Consider the following 15,223-nt stretch of genomic DNA (forward strand, 5'->3'; position numbering starts at 1 on the left):
GGCCCGCTGGGCATCAGTTACCGACAACGGCGGGATCTTCGGTCCAGGACGACTCACACTCAACCAACGACGAAACTCCGACTCAGGTCACTAGCCTCTCACCCACCACTGACAATCGATCTTGGAGTCCAGGTCGGATTCGGCAACCCCTGCCGTGAGGCGGCCGACGCCCGCGGCGAGCGTGAGGCCGACGGCTGGCTCTCCCGCTTCCGCGCCCGACCTGGGTAAGCCTTCTCCTCGAGCGGGCCCCGGGACGTAGCGGCCAGCCGATATGCCCAGGGCAGGCAGGGACGCAGTCGGGACCGGTCCAAGGTTGATGGGGCTACACGAATGAAGCCGATGTGTTCGGTCCCTTGTGGTGGCTGACTGGATGGTGGGTGTGCTGGTTTCTCAGCAAAGCTGCCGGCGGCGTGCCACGGCGGTGGCATGCTCCCTGCCATGGATGAGGATTCGCAGGACAAGACAACGCCGGGGTTGTGGGGGCGTATCGCGTGTGCCTGGGCGGTCGCTTTCGCCGCGCTTCATTTTTTCTGGGCGCTGGGCGGCAGCTGGGGCCTCAGCGTCTCGGCGGGGCCCCTGGCCGAGGAACGCCCCGGGTGGTTCGTGGTGGTGGGCTTGTGGGGCGTGGGGTTGCTATGCCTTGTCGGCGGTGTGCTGGGATGGCTTCTCGCCCGGCCGCGGCCTCGTGGCCTGGCAGGACGGATGGTCAAGGCCCTGGGCTGGTGTGCCTGCGCTGTGCTGCTGGTGCGCGGCATCTCCGTCGAGGTGCTGCTGCTGACCGACACTGCGGGCCAGGGAATAGACGTAAGCCCGGAACAGCGGCTGTGGACGCTGTTGTTGTGGAATCCCTGGTTCCTGGCCGGCGGTCTCGTCTTCGGTTTGGCCGCACGGGGGTCCGGAAAAGCGGAGGGCCCAAGTAGCAGCGCCGCCTGACGGTTCCTCGGGGTGCGCGACCGAGGGTGTCCAAGATCGTTCTGTGACGAAGGAACTGGACACCCTGCTGTGACGGCACCGGTATGTGAAGGTCGATGACGAGCTGGAGGCGGAGCGATGGATGGGCCGCCCGCCGCAGTTGAGCGATGCCGAACTGGTCACGCTCGCCGTGGCCCAGGCCCTGCTCGGCTTCCGCTCCGAAGCACGGTGGCTGCGGTACGCGCGCAAGAATCTCGCCGCGATGTTCCCGTACCTGCCGCTGCAGGCCGGGTACAACTAGCGTCTCAAGTCCGCGCTGCCGCTGGTCAAGAAGGCGATACGGAAACGATGCTCGCGGTGGACACGGACTTCTGAGCCAGCGAAAGCGCCAGGCGTTCGGACCAGGACCTCCAGGTAGTGGTCCAGCTCCAGTTGGACGGCGCCTTTGGCGATCAGCCGCTCGTGCCGGGCCACTTCCATGCTCTGGTCGTAAACCACCAGGTGAGAAGCGTGCAGCACGACCCGAACCCGTCTACCGATCAGCCGGACAGGGACCGAGTGGCGGTTGGTGCGGCCGCGCGCGACGAGGCGTACGACGTCGAGTTCACGTCGGGTCAGCGGCTCGACCGGCTCGACCGGCCCGCCCGGCCCGGCCTTCGCGGTGCGAACCGGGCAGGCCTCGGAGATGGTCGGCCGGCCGCGAGGAGGGTGCCAGGTGCGCGAGCAGGCGGACAGTCCCGAAGGAGATCGGCGAGCTTCCGGCCGCCGCGGCCCGCACCGGATGGCGCGACGCGCGATTACGGGCTCTCCAGCCAATCGGTGTACCAGGTACGAAAACCGGGGCTCACCGGTACGAAGCCGCCCCAGTCCGGATCGATCTGCCAGACCTCGCCGGCTCGCGGGCCATTCAGGGCCAGCCGGATGAACATGCCGCAGCCCCGTTCGGCCAGCATGAGCGTGCCCCGGGTCAGCGCATCGGCCGGTGCGCCGATCCGGCCGGGCAGGGGTTCGGCGAGAGGGAACGCCCCGGCGAGTCGGCCCGGCAGTCGGTCTTCCTCCCACTCGCCGTCCACGGCCCACTCCTCGCCGGCCTCCGGGCGGGGGGCGGTCAACGGCATCAACCCGTGGAAGGGGCCGGCGGGGCCGTTCCCCACCTCCGCGACGAAGGACCGGTACTCCATCGGCAGATCGATGCCATGGGATTCCTCGAACGCTCGGATCTCCGCCTCCGGCAGCCGAGGTGCCAGCTCGTACCGGTGCGTGTCTGCCCCGAAGCGCTCCCGTCCCGGGTCTCGTGCCGCCATCTCTCGTATCCGTGCGCGTATGCCGTCCTCGTCCCAGCTCTCCATCCAGAGACCGTAACGGTGACGTCTGCGCCGCGGTCCGTCGCCCTCGCGCAGCCACATGGCCCTGCGGTGATCGTCCGGCGCCGTGATGAGCCCGGTCAGGCTCTCCGGAGCGTCCCTGCGTCCCTGCGTCCCTGCGTCCCTGCGTCCCTGCGTCCCTGCGTCCCTGCGTGGCGCGTGGCGCGGGGGCTTACGGGTGGTACTTCTCCTCGACCGTCTCGCCGGCGCCGGACTTGGGGTTCATGGTGACGCGGACGGTCACGCTGTTGGTCTTCGCGGCCTTCTCCAGCTGGTCCACGGTGCACTTCGAGGTGCCGTAGCCGTCATCGCCGATGGTCACGCGGCCGTCGGTGTCGGAGCAGATCGCGGCGGCGCCGAGGATCTTTGTGGCGTTGGCGACAAAGAATGCCTGGTCCGTGCCGCCGCCCTGGGGCTTGACGATCAGCTTGCCGGGCGCGAGGTACTCCAGCGTGCCGACGATCGTGCGGTGGTTACCCGCGTGGGCGACGCCGCTCCCGGCGGGGGTGGACTCGCTGCCGGCAGCGGTCGGCGCCGTGGCGGACTTGCCGCTGTCCTGGCCCTGCGAGCCGGAGTTGTTCGAGGAGGAACTGTTCGTGGGATGGGTCGAGGCCGAGGCGTGCTGCGCGTCGGACGTGGTCGAAGAGCCCGAGGAGCCGGCGGCGCCCGCCGGCCCGGAGTCCTGCCCGCAGGCCGTGGCCCCCAGGCCCAGCGCCGCCGCGGCGACGATGGCGGCGGCGATGCGGCGGCCGGCGCGGCCGCGGAAGCGGTTGGTGGCGGTGGTGGTGTTCATCGTGTACTCCCGTTGCTCTGTTCTCTCGTCTCGCTCCCGGACGACAATCAGCTTCGAAGATCGGGTTGGCGTTCTGCTAACGGCCGGCTAATGCGGTGCAGCGGCGCACCGCAGCGCGCTTTCCGCTGATGACTGGCTATGGCGGGTCGGTCGGGCGCAAGCAGGGCCGTAGACAAGCTCGGCGCCGACCGCACCGGAGCCGGCCCAGTCGAGTCCGAGTTCGGTGAGCTGCTGGAGTTCGTCCGCGGTGAGCTTGCCGCGCCTGGATTTGGTGTTCGACAGAAAGACACCGAGCTTGGCCTCGGTCCCTCCGGGAGGGTCTCTGTGTGGTCCCGGGAGACGCTCACGGAACCGGTGCGGTCCCTTGGCCACTGGCGCTGGGCTGCAAGGCCCACACAGCGATAGCGTCGGCGCATGCTGATCCGGTTACGGCACCCGTGGCGCGCCAGACTGATGGTGGCCTGCACCGTCCTCGCCCTCGTCACGGCCGGGGTGACCCTGCTGCTGCGGGACGCGGCCCCCGCCCCGTACAAGCCCCTGTCCGGCCTGCCCCGGCACCAGGGCATCCCGCAGTACGTCACCTACGCATACGAGGGGGACCGCAACGCCCCTCCTGGACCGGCCACGATCGCCGGATCCGTCATGCTCGCGTTGGCTTCAGGCCTGGGCATCGGGGGCTGCCTGATCGCCCGCCGACGCGCGGCCTGACCAGCCCGCCTCATCAGTGAAGGGCAGCAGGACGGTGACGCGGACTGCGGGGCACTGATCGTGGCGCGGGTGGCGTGGGAGTTGGTGCGGGCCAGGCATCTTCGTGGGCACGGGCAGGGCGGCGCCGCTGGACAGGAGGCGGCGCCGCCCCGGCCCCTGGTGCGGGAGCCGGGGCGGCGCCGCTGCTGTTAGATGACCGGGCCGAAGAGGCCGTTGCCGGCCACGTCGGCGTCAGGGCTGGTGTAGTACTGCCGCATCGCGCTGAGGAGTTCGTCGACGCTCAGCTTGCCGCTGCCGTCGGCGTCCAGTGCCTGGAATGCGGCCGCGCGGTTGTCCGGGGAAGTACGGAAGACCTCCTGCCATGCCTGGAACTCCTTCTCGTCGACCTCGCCGTCGCCGTCCGTGTCCAGCAGACCGCAGATCGCCTGGGTAAGTGGCCGGAACGCCGCGTTGAAGCCGTCCGTGGAGTTGATGAATGCGCCCTTCATGCCGGCGCGGTACTCCTCGGGGGTGAGCCGCTGGTCCCCGTCGGCGTCGGCCGCGCCCGACAGGGCGTCCCAGAACTGCACCATGCCGTCCATGAGCGCGGTGCCCTTGGGCGAGGTGGGCGATTCCCCGAAGGCGGAGAGCAGCTGGGTGCCCAGGGTGAGCAGGTCCTCGCGGTCCACGGAGCCGTCGCCGTCGGCGTCGACATGGCCGAAGCACACGTCGATCTTCCGGTCGAGCAGGGCGTCCCCGGTCAGTGTGGTCATGCTGTGCCTTTCTTCTCGTTCCCCGGACGGCGTCGTTTGTCGGCGTCCGGAAGTTGGTGGGGTGGCGGCCGGCGCCATGTGATCGAAGAGCGTGGGATCGGTCGGGTCGGCGGCCACGCTGATGCCCTGCAGGCGGGTGGTCCGTACGAAGGCGAGGTTGGCCTCGCCGAATACACCGCCGGTGGCCCCGGTGCCGCCGATCATCGGCAGGACGGGGAGGGTGCCGATGTGACTGTCGTTGACCTTCAGTACGCCGCCGTTGGTGACCTCGGCACAGAAGCGGTCGATCACTTCCGGGTCGCGCGCCCAGAGAGAGTTGCGCAGGCCGTAGCGGTTGTTGTTGACGAACGCGATCAGCTCGTCGAGGAGTCGTCCGTGCCGGGAGTCGTCCCGCACATCGGGTCGCTCGGACGCCCCGGTCATCTCCGGTACGACCACGCACATCAGCGGGAAGAACGTCTCCTCCCGTACGGCGCGCATCTTCGCCGCCGGCTCCAGGCCGTCCGCGCGCAGCAGAACGGGACGGATGAAGGGCCCCCGAGGGGTGGGAGTGTCGTGGACATCGACGAGTTCGCCGCCGCACAGGAGACGAGCGCCGAGCCCAACCGCCTCCTCCATCACCTCTAGACACTGCGCCCGTTTGACGACGGGGCTCAGGACCACATCCGGATCCTCGGGCGGACCGACCCGGAGGCCTGCCACATGCCGGTGCAGGCGCTCGATGAACCGGTCGGCGATCTCCGGGTGGACGAGGGCGAACTTGGGCGCGATGCACAACTGGCCCGACCCGTGGAAGCGTTCGGCGGCTGCCCGAACTGCCTGGTCGACATCGGCGTCGCGCCACACCACGATGGCGTCGTTCCCGGCCAGCTCCAGGACCGGCTTCTTGCCGTGCTCCAGACAGGACTGGGCCAGTTGTGTGCCGTGCTGAGCGGGACCGAAGTAGAAGATGTCGTCGCACTCGTCCGACGCCAGCCAGGTGCGCAGCGCAGCGCGCGAGGGGCCGCACAGGACGCTGAGCGTTCCGGGCGGTGCGCCGTACCGGTCGAGGAGGGGGGCGACGAGCTCGTGGTAGACGAAAGCCACCCCCAGGGGGCCGGTGGGCGGCGCGTTGACGACCAGGGCGTTGCCGGCGGCGAGCACCAGGACACCGAAGAGGGAGGAAATGGCCGCGGCATTGCGCGCCGGATTCAGGCACACCACTCCATCGGGTTTGCGAACCAACCGCACTCGCCGCCCGGCCTGTTCCCCCATCCACTCCAACGTCTGCTGCGCGAAGGCGAGGGAATCGGGGTGCGTGATGCTCAGCAGGGACGCCAGTTCCCAGCGCGCCACCTGTACCGGGTGGCCCTCGGCAACCAGGACGTCCACAAACTCCTCGGCACGCGCACGCAGCACACAGTGGAACGCGGCAGCGAAGTCCAGCCGCCGCTCCAGCGGTACCCGGGACCAACCCGGCTGAGCCCGGCGCGCCAGCGCCAGCGCCTCCCGGGACTGCGTATCGGTGGAATGGGCCACGCGCCCCGCCAGCCGTGGATCGCGTCGGTCGGCTTCGGTCCCCTTTCCGCAGTCCAGCCGGGCCTTGAGCGCCATGACCTCGTACAGCTCCTCCAGCAGGGCGCCCATGCGCGGCCAGTGGACCCAGCCCTCGCCCGGCTTTGGTGTGCCGCCGAGGAGGACGTCGTAGGAGCGGGGGCGGAGGGGGGAGTGGAAGTCATGCACGGGCAGAGCATGCGTACCGGGACTCCATGCGACACCAGGCACGCTCAACTATCGCCGCAATGAGTGGACTTGAAGATCATCTGGTTTACGGCGCGCTCGTACGCCGACTGTGCAGGCGTCTCCTGTGCAACCCTCTCCGCCCCAGCATCTCCCTGGCTCCCGTGCCCCGGAGACCGGAGCCCAGCCCTCACGCATCACGGTTCGCTGACGCAACTGCCGGTCATTCCTCGTTTGTCCGGTAGGCCGCCGAGCCGGGCGACGACGGGATCCCTTCCCGTGGCCTTCTCCAGGCGCAGGCGCAGGCGCAGGCTCGGGCGGTGCTCTGTGCCATAGGAAGGATGACGAACAGGCCCCTTAACAATGGACCGACCATGAGCGTTCATGTGCCCTTGCCGTTTCAGGCCTGCTCCGCGACTGGAGCTGACGTGCGTGATGGGCAGACTGCCAACAGCGTCATCGGCGTAGAGCGGCCGCACCGGACCAACCCGGAGATCGCCCGCGGCCAGGAGTATCTGCTCGACTGGTGCCGGTCCTTCGGGATCACCCCGGAGCATTAGGTCACCCGCCGCCGAGGAAGCGAGCTGGCCCCATCGCCCAGTGTGACGGGGCCAGCTCGTGTTGCGCCTCGGCGGTGCGTATACCCGCGCCACTCGTCTGGGGCTGGGGCAAACAGCGATCCGGCGGATGCAGTGTTCAGCGAATACCACACACTGGATCGGCGGGATGACGAACCGGGTCCGGCAGGTTCACGTGCCGGACCCGGCAGTGTCAGCCATTCATGGCCGCCCAGAACTCCTCGAAGGACATCTGACGGTCGCCGTTGGTGTCGAGCGAGTCGATCAGCTCCTGGGCCTCCGCTTCGGTGATCTGCGAGCCCTCCAGCTCCGCCACGACCTTCCGGTATTCGTCCGCGGTGACCTGGCCGTCCCCGTCGACGTCGTAGCGCTCGAAGACCTTCCGCGCCGCCGTCTCCACGATGTCTGCCATGTGCTCCGCCCTTCTGCGATCTTCGCTGACGGGCCCAGGTTATCCGCCTGCCCGGAGCAATGCGGGCGCGCCCAACCTGCTTGGCTGTTGTGGGCCGGGCGGGGGGCGTTGCGGTCGTCGGTGAGCTCGAAGTCGAAGGCGTCAATGTTCTGCGCCATCCGGTCGGGATTGACCGACTTCGGGATCGTGACGACGCCTCGCTGGATCAGCCGGCGGAGCACGACCCGCGCCACGGACTTGCCGCGCGCCTTGCCGATCTCGCTCAGAACGGGCCTCGGTGACCAGGGAACCCCGTAAGGCTTCTGCCGTCGCTTGACGGGCGCGAGGACCGTCAGTGACGCCCGGCGACACGGCCGACCACGGGCAGGTGCGGACGTGGGCGGGCGGCCTGTCCGGGCGTCGTTCTGGATATGGATGAGGACCGGATGTAAGGCCCGGGCCCAGGCTTCGGTCCGCTTCTCCAGGCGGCTGCCACATGGCCGGGTGACGGACATGATGTCGCTGGGGCCGTCCAGCGCGAGGCGGTGCCATCGCCCGCGCGGGACGATGGCCGCGGTTCCGGCCGCCAGGTTGATTTCCTCCTCCTCGTCTCCCGGCTGCTGCGGGCGGAAGTGGAGGCGTATCCCGCCGCTGAGACAGGAGACGACTTCCTCCGCGTGGGGGTGGAGTTCCCAGTGGTCGCCGTGGACGCTTGAGCCTTAGCCAACCGCGAGCTTCGCGTGGTCGGTGTCCGGGAGCCAGTCGCGCTGGGGGGCGTAGTCGAGCCAGCGCCGGGAGCGGCCGGTTTCGGTGAAGCCGCGCAGCAGGGTGTCGAGCTGCGGATGGCGGGCGGACTCGCGCCAGGCCAGCGACCAGGCGTACAGCGGGGTCGGTTCGACGAGCGGGATGGCGCGCAGGCCCGCGTGGTCGGGGAGCGGCGCGTCGGAGGGGAAGAGGGTGAAGCACCCGGCGTCGCCGCGGAGGTGCTGGACGAGGTGGTCCAGGCCCAGGTTGGGGCCGTCCTGCCGTCGGGTGAGGGCGAAGTCGTCGGCGAAGCGGCGGAGAAAGTCCAGGCGGCTCAGTTCGGCCGGGCACCACAGGGTGCTGCCGCGCAGGTCGGCCGGGCGCAGCGCGTTCGCGCCGGCCAGCGGATGGGACGGGCCGACCAGCGCGTCGACGGGCTCCAGCCGCACCAGCCGCTGAGTGAGGCCCGCATCGCGGCCGTCGGGTAGCGGGTGCACCCGGCCGAAGCCCAGGTCGCTCTCGCCGCGCAGCAACGCCTGCGCGACCGAGGGCCAGTCGCGTCCCGGGCCGGGCTCCAGCCGCACCGGCCCGAGCGCCTGCACGGCCTGGGCGACGGTGCGCATCGGAGCGTAGAGGTGCCCCCAGGTGTCGATCCGTACGACCGAACCGGCGCTGCCCACGGCCGCGATCGCGCGCTCGCCCGCCGCCAGCGCTTCCTGCGCGGCCGGCAGGAACCGTTCGCCCGCCTCGGTCAGCCGGACGCCGCCCTCGCGCTCGAACAGCCGGGCTGCCACCAGCTCCTCCAGCCGTGCGATGCGCTTGGACAGCGCCTGCTGACTGGTGTTCAGCTCTTCGGCCGCGCGTCGGAAATGCAGCGTCTTGGCGGTCGTGGTGAACGTGCGGACCAGGGCGAGGTCGAGATCCATGCCGCTGACCTTATGCGACAACCGCACGTTGTCGGCCGGGCGACTTCGTTGTTGGCCGGGCCGCCCCGCCACCCGGTCAGATGGTCCTCGACGCCGCAGCAGGCGCCGCACCGGGGGAGGGCCCCGGAGGCCAACGAGGAGGGAACCATGATGAAGGCCCTGATACCGACAGGAGATCCCGCCGAGCCGGTCGTGCTCGCCGACGTCCCCGAGCCGACCCCACGCCCCCATGAGGCGCTGGTGAAGGTCGAGGCGTTCTCGGTCAACCGGGGCGAGACGTTCAAGTTGGAGAAGCCCGTGCCCGGCGAGCGCCCCGGCAAGGACATCGCGGGGCTGGTGGTGCAGCCGGCCGCCGACGGAAGCGGACCGGCCGGGATCACCCGGGTCGTGGGCCACCCCATGGCGGGCGGCTGGGCGGAATACGTGGCGGTGCCGACGGACTCCCTCGCGGAACTACCGGACGGCGTCTCGGTGCTCCAGGGCGCGGCGTTGCCGCTGGCCGGGCTCACCGCATTGCGGCTGCTGCGTGCCGCGGGGCCCGTGCCGGGCCGCCGGGTTCTGCTGACCGGCGCATCCGGCGGTGTGGGCCACTACGTGACCGAGCTTGCGGCCGCGGCGGGCGCACAGGTCACCGCCGTCACCCGGGACGCCGAACGAGGGGCCCGGCTGGCCGGACTCGGCGCCGCCGAAATCGTCCACGACGTCGCCGACGCCCGCGGCCCCTACGACGTCGTGCTGGAGTCGACCGGCGGCCCGGCCCTCCCGCTCGCACTGGCGCGGCTCGCCAGGCGCGGCACGCTCATCTGGTTCGGCCAGGCCAGCCGTACCCCTGCCACGCTCGACTTCTTCGACTTCTTCAGCGGCCCTGAGTCGGCCGTCATCCGCCACTTCCACTACCTCGACGCGGACTCCCGCCTCGACGACGACCTGGCCGCGCTGGTCCGGCTGACCGACGAAGGCCGTCTGCACCCGGAGATCGGCCGTGTCACGGACTGGGCCGCCACCGCGACCACCCTGACCGACCTGCGCGACCGCCGCATCCGCGGGAAGGCCGTCCTCACCCTGTCCTGAAACCGTCCCCCGACCGGAAACCCCGCAGACCACACCAAGGAGCACGACCATGAGCAGCACCCCTGACCCCCGTACCGTCGTCATCCGCTACGTCGAGGCCGTGCGCGACGGCGACGCCGACGTGATCCACGACAGCTTCGCCGAGGACGCGACCTGGCACTATCCCGGCAGCCTGCCGGTCTCCAAGGTGTGGCACGGCCGCGACGCGATCATCAACGACTTCCTCGGCGGCATGGGGCCCGCCTTCGTCCCCGGCAGCCTGGAAATAGCCCTGGTCAGCACCCTCGCCGAGGGCGACCGCGTGGTCGCCGAATGGACCTCCAGGGCCACGACCGTGCACGGCGGCATCTACGACAACCGCTGCCTCGGCATCTTCACCGTCCGCGACGGCAAGATCACCTCCGTCATCGAATACGCCGACACCCACCACGTCGCCGCCACCCTCTTCTCGGACCACGACACCCCCCGGCCCGTCGGCGACGCGTAAGCCGCACACCGCCGGATGGCCGGGATGCCGGCAGACACTGCGGGGTGCGGCTGCCCGGGAAGTGGCTTTCAACGGGCGTCACCGGTGCGCCGGTCGCCGGACCGTTGTTTTCCCGTCACCCGGCCATACGGTCCGGCACCATGGCCGTCGGCCGGACGGCCGCAGGCGGCGGAGCGGCGGGGAGACGGAGGGCCGCCGCCCCTGAGGTCGCCAAGGCACAAGCGATCACGACGTAGACCGCCCGGTATTCACTGGTGGCATCGGCGAGGCGTCCGGTCACCAAGGGGCCGGCGAAGCCGGCGATGTTGCCGAGCGCGTTGATCCCGGCGATGGCGGTCGCCGCGTGGCGGCCGCCCAGGGCGCCGGTGCACCGGTTCCAGAAGACGGGTGCCGCGGCCAGGCCCCCGGCGACCACCACAGTGAGGGCGGCCAGGGTGAGCAGGGGCAGGTGGGAGAGTGCGGCCACAGTGGCGGCGAGCGCGGCGGCCGCGACGGGCATGGCGATGAGCGACGCCCGGCGGTCCTTCCGGTCGCCGCGGCGGCTCCAGACGAGCATGACGGGCGCCCCGACGACGTACGGGAGGGCGGCGAGCACGGACACTCCGAAGGTGTCCACGCCGGGGAAGAGGCCGGCGAGGGCCTGCGGAAGGAAGAACTGGAGCGAGTAGGCGGCGAAGCACAGTCCCGCGTGCACCAGCCCGAAGTGCGCGACGCGGCCGAACACGGCGCGCTCCCCGACGGTGGGTGATGCGTCCTTGGCCAGCTCGGCGGCCAGGGCCTGCCGTTGATTGGCCGTCAGCCAGGCTGCCTGGCGTGGCGAGTCCGGCAGCAGGCGCAGTGCGGCGATCCCGAGTACGACGGCGGGGGCTGCCTCGACGAGGAACATCGCCCGCCAGCCGCTGAGGCCGAGGAGGCGGGAGTGCTCGACCAGCAGGCCGGAGAATGGCAGGCCGACGGCGGTGGCGATCGGAATGGCCAGCAGGAACAGAGCCAGGGCGCGGGTGCGCTCGCGGGCGGGGAACCAGGCGGTCAGGTAGGCGACGACACCGGGGAAGAAGCCTGCCTCGGCCAGTCCGAGGAAAAACCGGGCCAGATACAGGCCGCGGGCATCGGTGACGAACGCGGTGGCGGCCGAGCACAGCCCCCACGCGGTGACCACACCGGCCAGCCAGCGGCGGGCGCCGAACCGGCCCAGGGCCGCGGCCGCCGGGACGTGGAAGACGACATACCCGACGAAGAAGATCCCCGCGGCCGTACCGTAGGCGGTGGCACTCAGATGCAGCTCGGCGTTCATGGCCAGCGCGGCGACGCCGATGTTGGCGCGGTCAAGGAAGTTGATCACGTACAGCACGAACAGCAGCGGCAGCAGCCTCCTCGCCACCGTGTGCACCGCCTGCCGGCCAACCGCTCCGTCCCCCGCCACCGCCCCGTCCGCGCTCGCTGCCATCGGTCGCCGCCTCCGCTCCTCGCGTCACCTGGTGCCGCGTTCCGTCTGTCGCTTTCGTCCAACGACGGGAGCGGGTGCCGGGTGTGCGTTGCGAGGAGCGCAGGGTTCTCGGCAACCCGAACGGGTCGCGGGGGTGCCTCGTTCGGCCCAGCACGGCCCCTGCAACGAGGGGTGCCGGCGCGAGTGCACCTCGCGCCCCCCAAAGGAGACGGCGTCACGGGCCTGCGGCGATGTGAGGAACTCGTGGCCCGTCGCTCCTTCTGCCACTTCGCCACCGACCCCCTCTACGAGTGGGCCACCACGCGTGAAGAGCGGTTCGGCTCCCATCCGATCCAGATCCAGGGACGGTAGTCATGACGGGGCGTCACCATCCGCTCGTGGCAGCCCAGTTCCCTGCGCTGACCTTGACGAGATCGTTGCGTCATCTGCAAGCTGACGGCGCAGTAGTCGCCCCGCCGCAAACAGGACCGGTCCCCACCCCGTACGTACGGGGTGGGGACCGGTTGCTGTTCTGGTTCGTCAGACCATGGGAATCAGGAGTGAGGGAAGGTCGCCGGCCTGAACGGCTTCCTGGTCGATGGACAGGCCGCAGTAGTTGCCGACGGCGGTGAACACCGCTACAGGCAGCCGGGGCCCGTGCTCCTCGTAGTAGGCGGCCACTTCGGATGCGGGGTAGTCGGGTATGGACGGGAACACTGCGCCCGCTGCGTGGAGTGCCGAGTCCAGGGCGGACGCCTCGCCGGTGTCCTCCCCGAACTCGGCCCGCCGGGCGCGCTCGTCACCGGGGATATGAATGACCTGCGACGGCGGGCTCCACCGGTCCAGCGTCACGCAGACGATCTCCTCGCCGGGGTAGGGCCACATCGACTCCACCTTGCGGTAGCCGGTGGACCACGTCGCCATGCCCCAGTCCTCCAGTACGTACAGCCAGTCCCCGCACGTCCCGTACATGACGGGATTGACGCCGGCCGGTGGCCCGCCCACCGGCGCGGTGAGGTCCCTGTACGGGGTGCGGGCGGCGAGTTCGTCGAGATCGGCGCCCAGGTTGATGAGGAACTCGTCCGCATCGACGTCGCGGGCGCAGGTCAGCGATATCCCGCCGAGCATTCCGGGCAAGGCGGCGGATTTGTCTGTGGTGCTGTGTGCGCCTATCCAGGCGATCCCGTTAGACATACTCATCACGCTAGTGGGGTGTGCTGACAAGGGGCCGTCGCGTACGAATCGGCGCACCGTCATGTGTGCACCCTCGGCAATCCCGCAGCAGGGACAAGGCCGCCGCGACACCGGCCGTACCAGCACCGGCGTGGTACCTAGAAACGACAGCGTTCCCTCGGCGCAGATCGGTCGCCACCCGGGCAGAAGATCTCTTCACGTCGCGGACGCGGGTACCAGTACCAAGGCCGGAATATGGCCACCTCGGCGCGGCGGGGTGCGGTGCCGTCACGTTTCGGATTGGCTCACCATCCGCCGTGCTGCCCAGCTCTGTTACGCCAACAGGACTCGTTTGCGTAAGAGTTGGAAGCCTGCACGGCCGAACATCTGGCGCTTGAGCAGCTTGATCCGATTGACATGCCCTTCGACGGCACTCGAGTTCCAGAGCAGGGTGAGGCCCGCGATAACGGCGTCACGGTCGCGTTCGATGCCGGCGGCGAGGGTGCTCGCGTACCGGTGCCGCCGTGTATTGGGGTGCAGCCGAGCCTAGGGGGCAGGGCGGATGGGGGCGGAGCGGACGGGGGCGGAGTCGTTCTCCGTGGAGACAGCGGCGCTCAAGGACGTGGGGCTGGGAGCGTCGGACTTGTTGGCCTTGAGCTTTTGCCACACGGTGCTGAGCGCCTGCAGATCGTCCTGGTCGAGGAGGTCCGTGAAGACGGGGGCGAGGCACTCGCGGCGGGTGGCGTCGGCCGCCGCGAAGAGCCGGTGGCCCTCGGGGGTGAGCGAGACCTCGACGGAGCGGGCGTCGCGGGGAGAGGGGGTGCGGGTGACCAGCCCGCGGCTCTGGAGGGCGTCGACGACGCGAGAGACCTGGCTGCGGCTGAGCATGGTGCTGTTGCCCAGGACCGAGGCCGGAACAGGGTCGGGGCTGGAGGCCAGCCAGAGCAGGACCTCGAACCAGGAGACCGGAAGGTCGTGCGCCTTGCTCAAGGCACGGTCCACGCGGTCCGTCAGGACGGTCCCGGCCCAGACCAGCCCGTAGAAGGCGTGGTCGGCCACCGGCATCTCTGCCTGTGTGAGCTTCTTCTTCGGCATGTCATCAGCTTAGCGGTTGCGTGTACGCACACGTAAAGATTATGGTGTGTGTACACGCACTTAAATGTGTCGAGATCCCCGTGCCACGAAAGGCCTCCCCATGTCTTCCCAGACCCCCAAGGTCGTCCTCATCACCGGCACCTCCTCCGGCATCGGCCTCGCCGCCGCCGTATCCGCCGCACGCGCAGGCTGGACGACGGTCGCCACGCTGCGTGACCCCAGCCGCTCCGACGCCCTGCGCAAGGCCGCCGCCGAGGCGAGCGTGGAGCTCGACATCCGCCGGCTCGACGTCACGGACGAGGCCTCGATCACCTCCGCGATCGAAGGCGTGCTCGCCGACTACGGACACCTGGACGCCGTCGTCAACAACGCGGGCGCCGGACACCTCGGCACCCTGGAGAACGAGTCCGTGGCTGAGGTCCGCAAGGTCATGGAGGTCAACTTCTTCGGCGTGCTCAACGTCTCGAAGGCGGCCATGCCTCACCTGCGCGCCTCCGGCGGCCGTCTGATCACCGTCACCAGCGTCGGTGGCGTCATCGGACAGCCCTTCAACGAGGCCTACTGCGCGGCCAAGTTCGCCGTCGAGGGATACATGGAGAGCCTGGCCCCCGTGGCCGCGGCGCACGGCGTGTCCGTCTCCGTGATCGAGCCCGGCGCCGTGGCCACCGAGTTCGTCGCCAATGTCGGTGTCGACCTGGAAGAGGCCGCCGCCGGTGCCGGGGCGTACGCGCCCCAGCTGAACGCCTACCTGAACCGCACGGTCGCCCAGTTCCTCGATGACGCGCAGACCGCCGAGGGCGCCGCCGAGTCGGTGATCGAGGCGCTGACCGCGGACGAGCCGCCCTTCCGCCTCCAGACGTCCGACTGGGCCCGAGGCTTCGTGGCCATCAAGCTCACCGACCTGGATGGCTCCGCGGTCCTCGGCATCACCAACGGCTGGGTCGCCTGACCGCACCCACCCGGCGAGGGGCCGGCACCCCGCAGATGCCGGCCCCTCGGGCCGTGCCCGCACTCCGGTGTACGGGGTGCGTGAACCGTCCTGATCAGCACCCTCGGCAAGAACCGCCCCCGCGCGGACGCGGTC

The 15,223-nt window shown here is 70.1% G+C and carries 15 protein-coding genes and 3 pseudogenes; 7 read left to right on the forward strand and 11 right to left on the reverse strand.

Annotated features, from left to right (window positions below):
• Positions 1 to 438: 438 nt before the first annotated feature.
• Both ACZ4S3_RS39050 and ACZ4S3_RS39055 read left to right on the forward strand, forming a co-directional pair.
• Entirely contained in the window at positions 439 to 933 is a 495-nt protein-coding gene (locus ACZ4S3_RS39050) for a DUF3995 domain-containing protein (protein WP_467943382.1), read from the forward strand.
• 85 nt (positions 934 to 1,018) lie between these two features.
• Positions 1,019 to 1,210: pseudogene (locus ACZ4S3_RS39055) on the forward strand (IS982 family transposase); the annotation flags it as partial.
• On the opposite strand, the gene ACZ4S3_RS39060 reads toward ACZ4S3_RS39055, so the two are convergent.
• The 3 genes from ACZ4S3_RS39060 to ACZ4S3_RS39070 form a co-directional block, all read right to left on the reverse strand.
• Complete coding sequence (locus ACZ4S3_RS39060; RefSeq protein WP_467943384.1) at positions 1,210 to 1,431, reverse strand: hypothetical protein; 222 nt, start codon at positions 1,429 to 1,431, stop codon at positions 1,210 to 1,212. The pseudogene ACZ4S3_RS39055 and the gene ACZ4S3_RS39060 sit on opposite strands and share 1 nt — an antisense overlap.
• Before the next feature lie 278 nt (positions 1,432 to 1,709).
• Positions 1,710 to 2,261 (reverse strand): SMI1/KNR4 family protein, encoded by a 552-nt coding sequence (locus ACZ4S3_RS39065; RefSeq protein ID WP_467943385.1) that lies wholly within the window; start codon positions 2,259 to 2,261, stop codon positions 1,710 to 1,712.
• Between the two features lie 187 nt (positions 2,262 to 2,448).
• A complete protein-coding gene (locus tag ACZ4S3_RS39070; RefSeq protein ID WP_467943387.1) occupies positions 2,449 to 3,069 on the reverse strand; it encodes a hypothetical protein in 621 nt (206 codons plus the stop codon).
• Between the two features lie 414 nt (positions 3,070 to 3,483).
• Here ACZ4S3_RS39070 and ACZ4S3_RS39075 point away from each other — a divergent pair, with 414 nt between their 5' ends.
• Entirely contained in the window at positions 3,484 to 3,777 is a 294-nt protein-coding gene (locus ACZ4S3_RS39075; protein WP_467943388.1) for a hypothetical protein, read from the forward strand.
• A 188-nt stretch (positions 3,778 to 3,965) separates the two neighbouring features.
• Here the strand turns inward: ACZ4S3_RS39075 and ACZ4S3_RS39080 are convergent, their stop codons facing one another.
• Positions 3,966 to 6,251: an aldehyde dehydrogenase family protein gene (locus ACZ4S3_RS39080; RefSeq protein ID WP_467943390.1), complete on the reverse strand. Its 2,286-nt coding sequence runs from the start codon at positions 6,249 to 6,251 to the stop codon at positions 3,966 to 3,968.
• Positions 6,252 to 6,676: 425 nt separating this feature from the next.
• On the opposite strand from ACZ4S3_RS39080, the gene ACZ4S3_RS39085 reads away from it, so the two are divergent.
• A complete protein-coding gene (locus ACZ4S3_RS39085) occupies positions 6,677 to 6,808 on the forward strand; it encodes a hypothetical protein (RefSeq protein ID WP_467943392.1) in 132 nt (43 codons plus the stop codon).
• Positions 6,809 to 7,019: 211 nt separating this feature from the next.
• Here the strand turns inward: ACZ4S3_RS39085 and ACZ4S3_RS39090 are convergent, their stop codons facing one another.
• The 3 genes and pseudogenes from ACZ4S3_RS39090 to ACZ4S3_RS39100 all read right to left on the reverse strand — a co-directional run bounded on the left by ACZ4S3_RS39090 (position 7,020) and on the right by ACZ4S3_RS39100 (position 8,887).
• Entirely contained in the window at positions 7,020 to 7,238 is a 219-nt protein-coding gene (locus ACZ4S3_RS39090) for an EF-hand domain-containing protein (RefSeq protein WP_467943394.1), read from the reverse strand.
• 104 nt (positions 7,239 to 7,342) lie between these two features.
• Positions 7,343 to 7,510, reverse strand: a pseudogene (locus ACZ4S3_RS39095) (aldo/keto reductase); the annotation flags it as partial.
• 426 nt (positions 7,511 to 7,936) lie between these two features.
• Entirely contained in the window at positions 7,937 to 8,887 is a 951-nt protein-coding gene (locus tag ACZ4S3_RS39100; protein ID WP_467943396.1) for a LysR family transcriptional regulator, read from the reverse strand.
• Positions 8,888 to 9,037: 150 nt separating this feature from the next.
• Between ACZ4S3_RS39100 and ACZ4S3_RS39105 the strand changes: the two genes are divergently transcribed.
• Together ACZ4S3_RS39105 and ACZ4S3_RS39110 are read left to right on the forward strand one after the other, a co-directional pair.
• Positions 9,038 to 9,958 (forward strand): zinc-binding dehydrogenase, encoded by a 921-nt coding sequence (locus ACZ4S3_RS39105; protein ID WP_397886525.1) that lies wholly within the window; start codon positions 9,038 to 9,040, stop codon positions 9,956 to 9,958.
• A 49-nt stretch (positions 9,959 to 10,007) separates the two neighbouring features.
• Positions 10,008 to 10,445, forward strand: a complete 438-nt coding sequence (locus tag ACZ4S3_RS39110; protein WP_467943398.1) for a nuclear transport factor 2 family protein — start codon at positions 10,008 to 10,010, stop codon at positions 10,443 to 10,445.
• A 115-nt stretch (positions 10,446 to 10,560) separates the two neighbouring features.
• Here ACZ4S3_RS39110 and ACZ4S3_RS39115 read toward each other — a convergent pair whose 3' ends face one another.
• From ACZ4S3_RS39115 to ACZ4S3_RS39130, 4 genes and pseudogenes are all read right to left on the reverse strand, one after another.
• Entirely contained in the window at positions 10,561 to 11,892 is a 1,332-nt protein-coding gene (locus ACZ4S3_RS39115) for an MFS transporter (RefSeq protein ID WP_467943400.1), read from the reverse strand.
• A 519-nt stretch (positions 11,893 to 12,411) separates the two neighbouring features.
• Positions 12,412 to 13,065: a hypothetical protein gene (locus tag ACZ4S3_RS39120; protein WP_467943402.1), complete on the reverse strand. Its 654-nt coding sequence runs from the start codon at positions 13,063 to 13,065 to the stop codon at positions 12,412 to 12,414.
• A 312-nt stretch (positions 13,066 to 13,377) separates the two neighbouring features.
• Positions 13,378 to 13,542 (reverse strand): annotated as a pseudogene (locus ACZ4S3_RS39125) (ISL3 family transposase); the annotation flags it as partial.
• A 48-nt stretch (positions 13,543 to 13,590) separates the two neighbouring features.
• Positions 13,591 to 14,139: a MarR family winged helix-turn-helix transcriptional regulator gene (locus ACZ4S3_RS39130; protein WP_467943404.1), complete on the reverse strand. Its 549-nt coding sequence runs from the start codon at positions 14,137 to 14,139 to the stop codon at positions 13,591 to 13,593.
• A 100-nt stretch (positions 14,140 to 14,239) separates the two neighbouring features.
• Between ACZ4S3_RS39130 and ACZ4S3_RS39135 the strand changes: the two genes are divergently transcribed.
• Entirely contained in the window at positions 14,240 to 15,088 is an 849-nt protein-coding gene (locus ACZ4S3_RS39135; RefSeq protein ID WP_467943406.1) for an SDR family oxidoreductase, read from the forward strand.
• Positions 15,089 to 15,223 lie beyond the last annotated feature (135 nt).

The sequence above is a fragment of the Streptomyces sp. NPDC028368 genome (assembly GCF_055565615.1).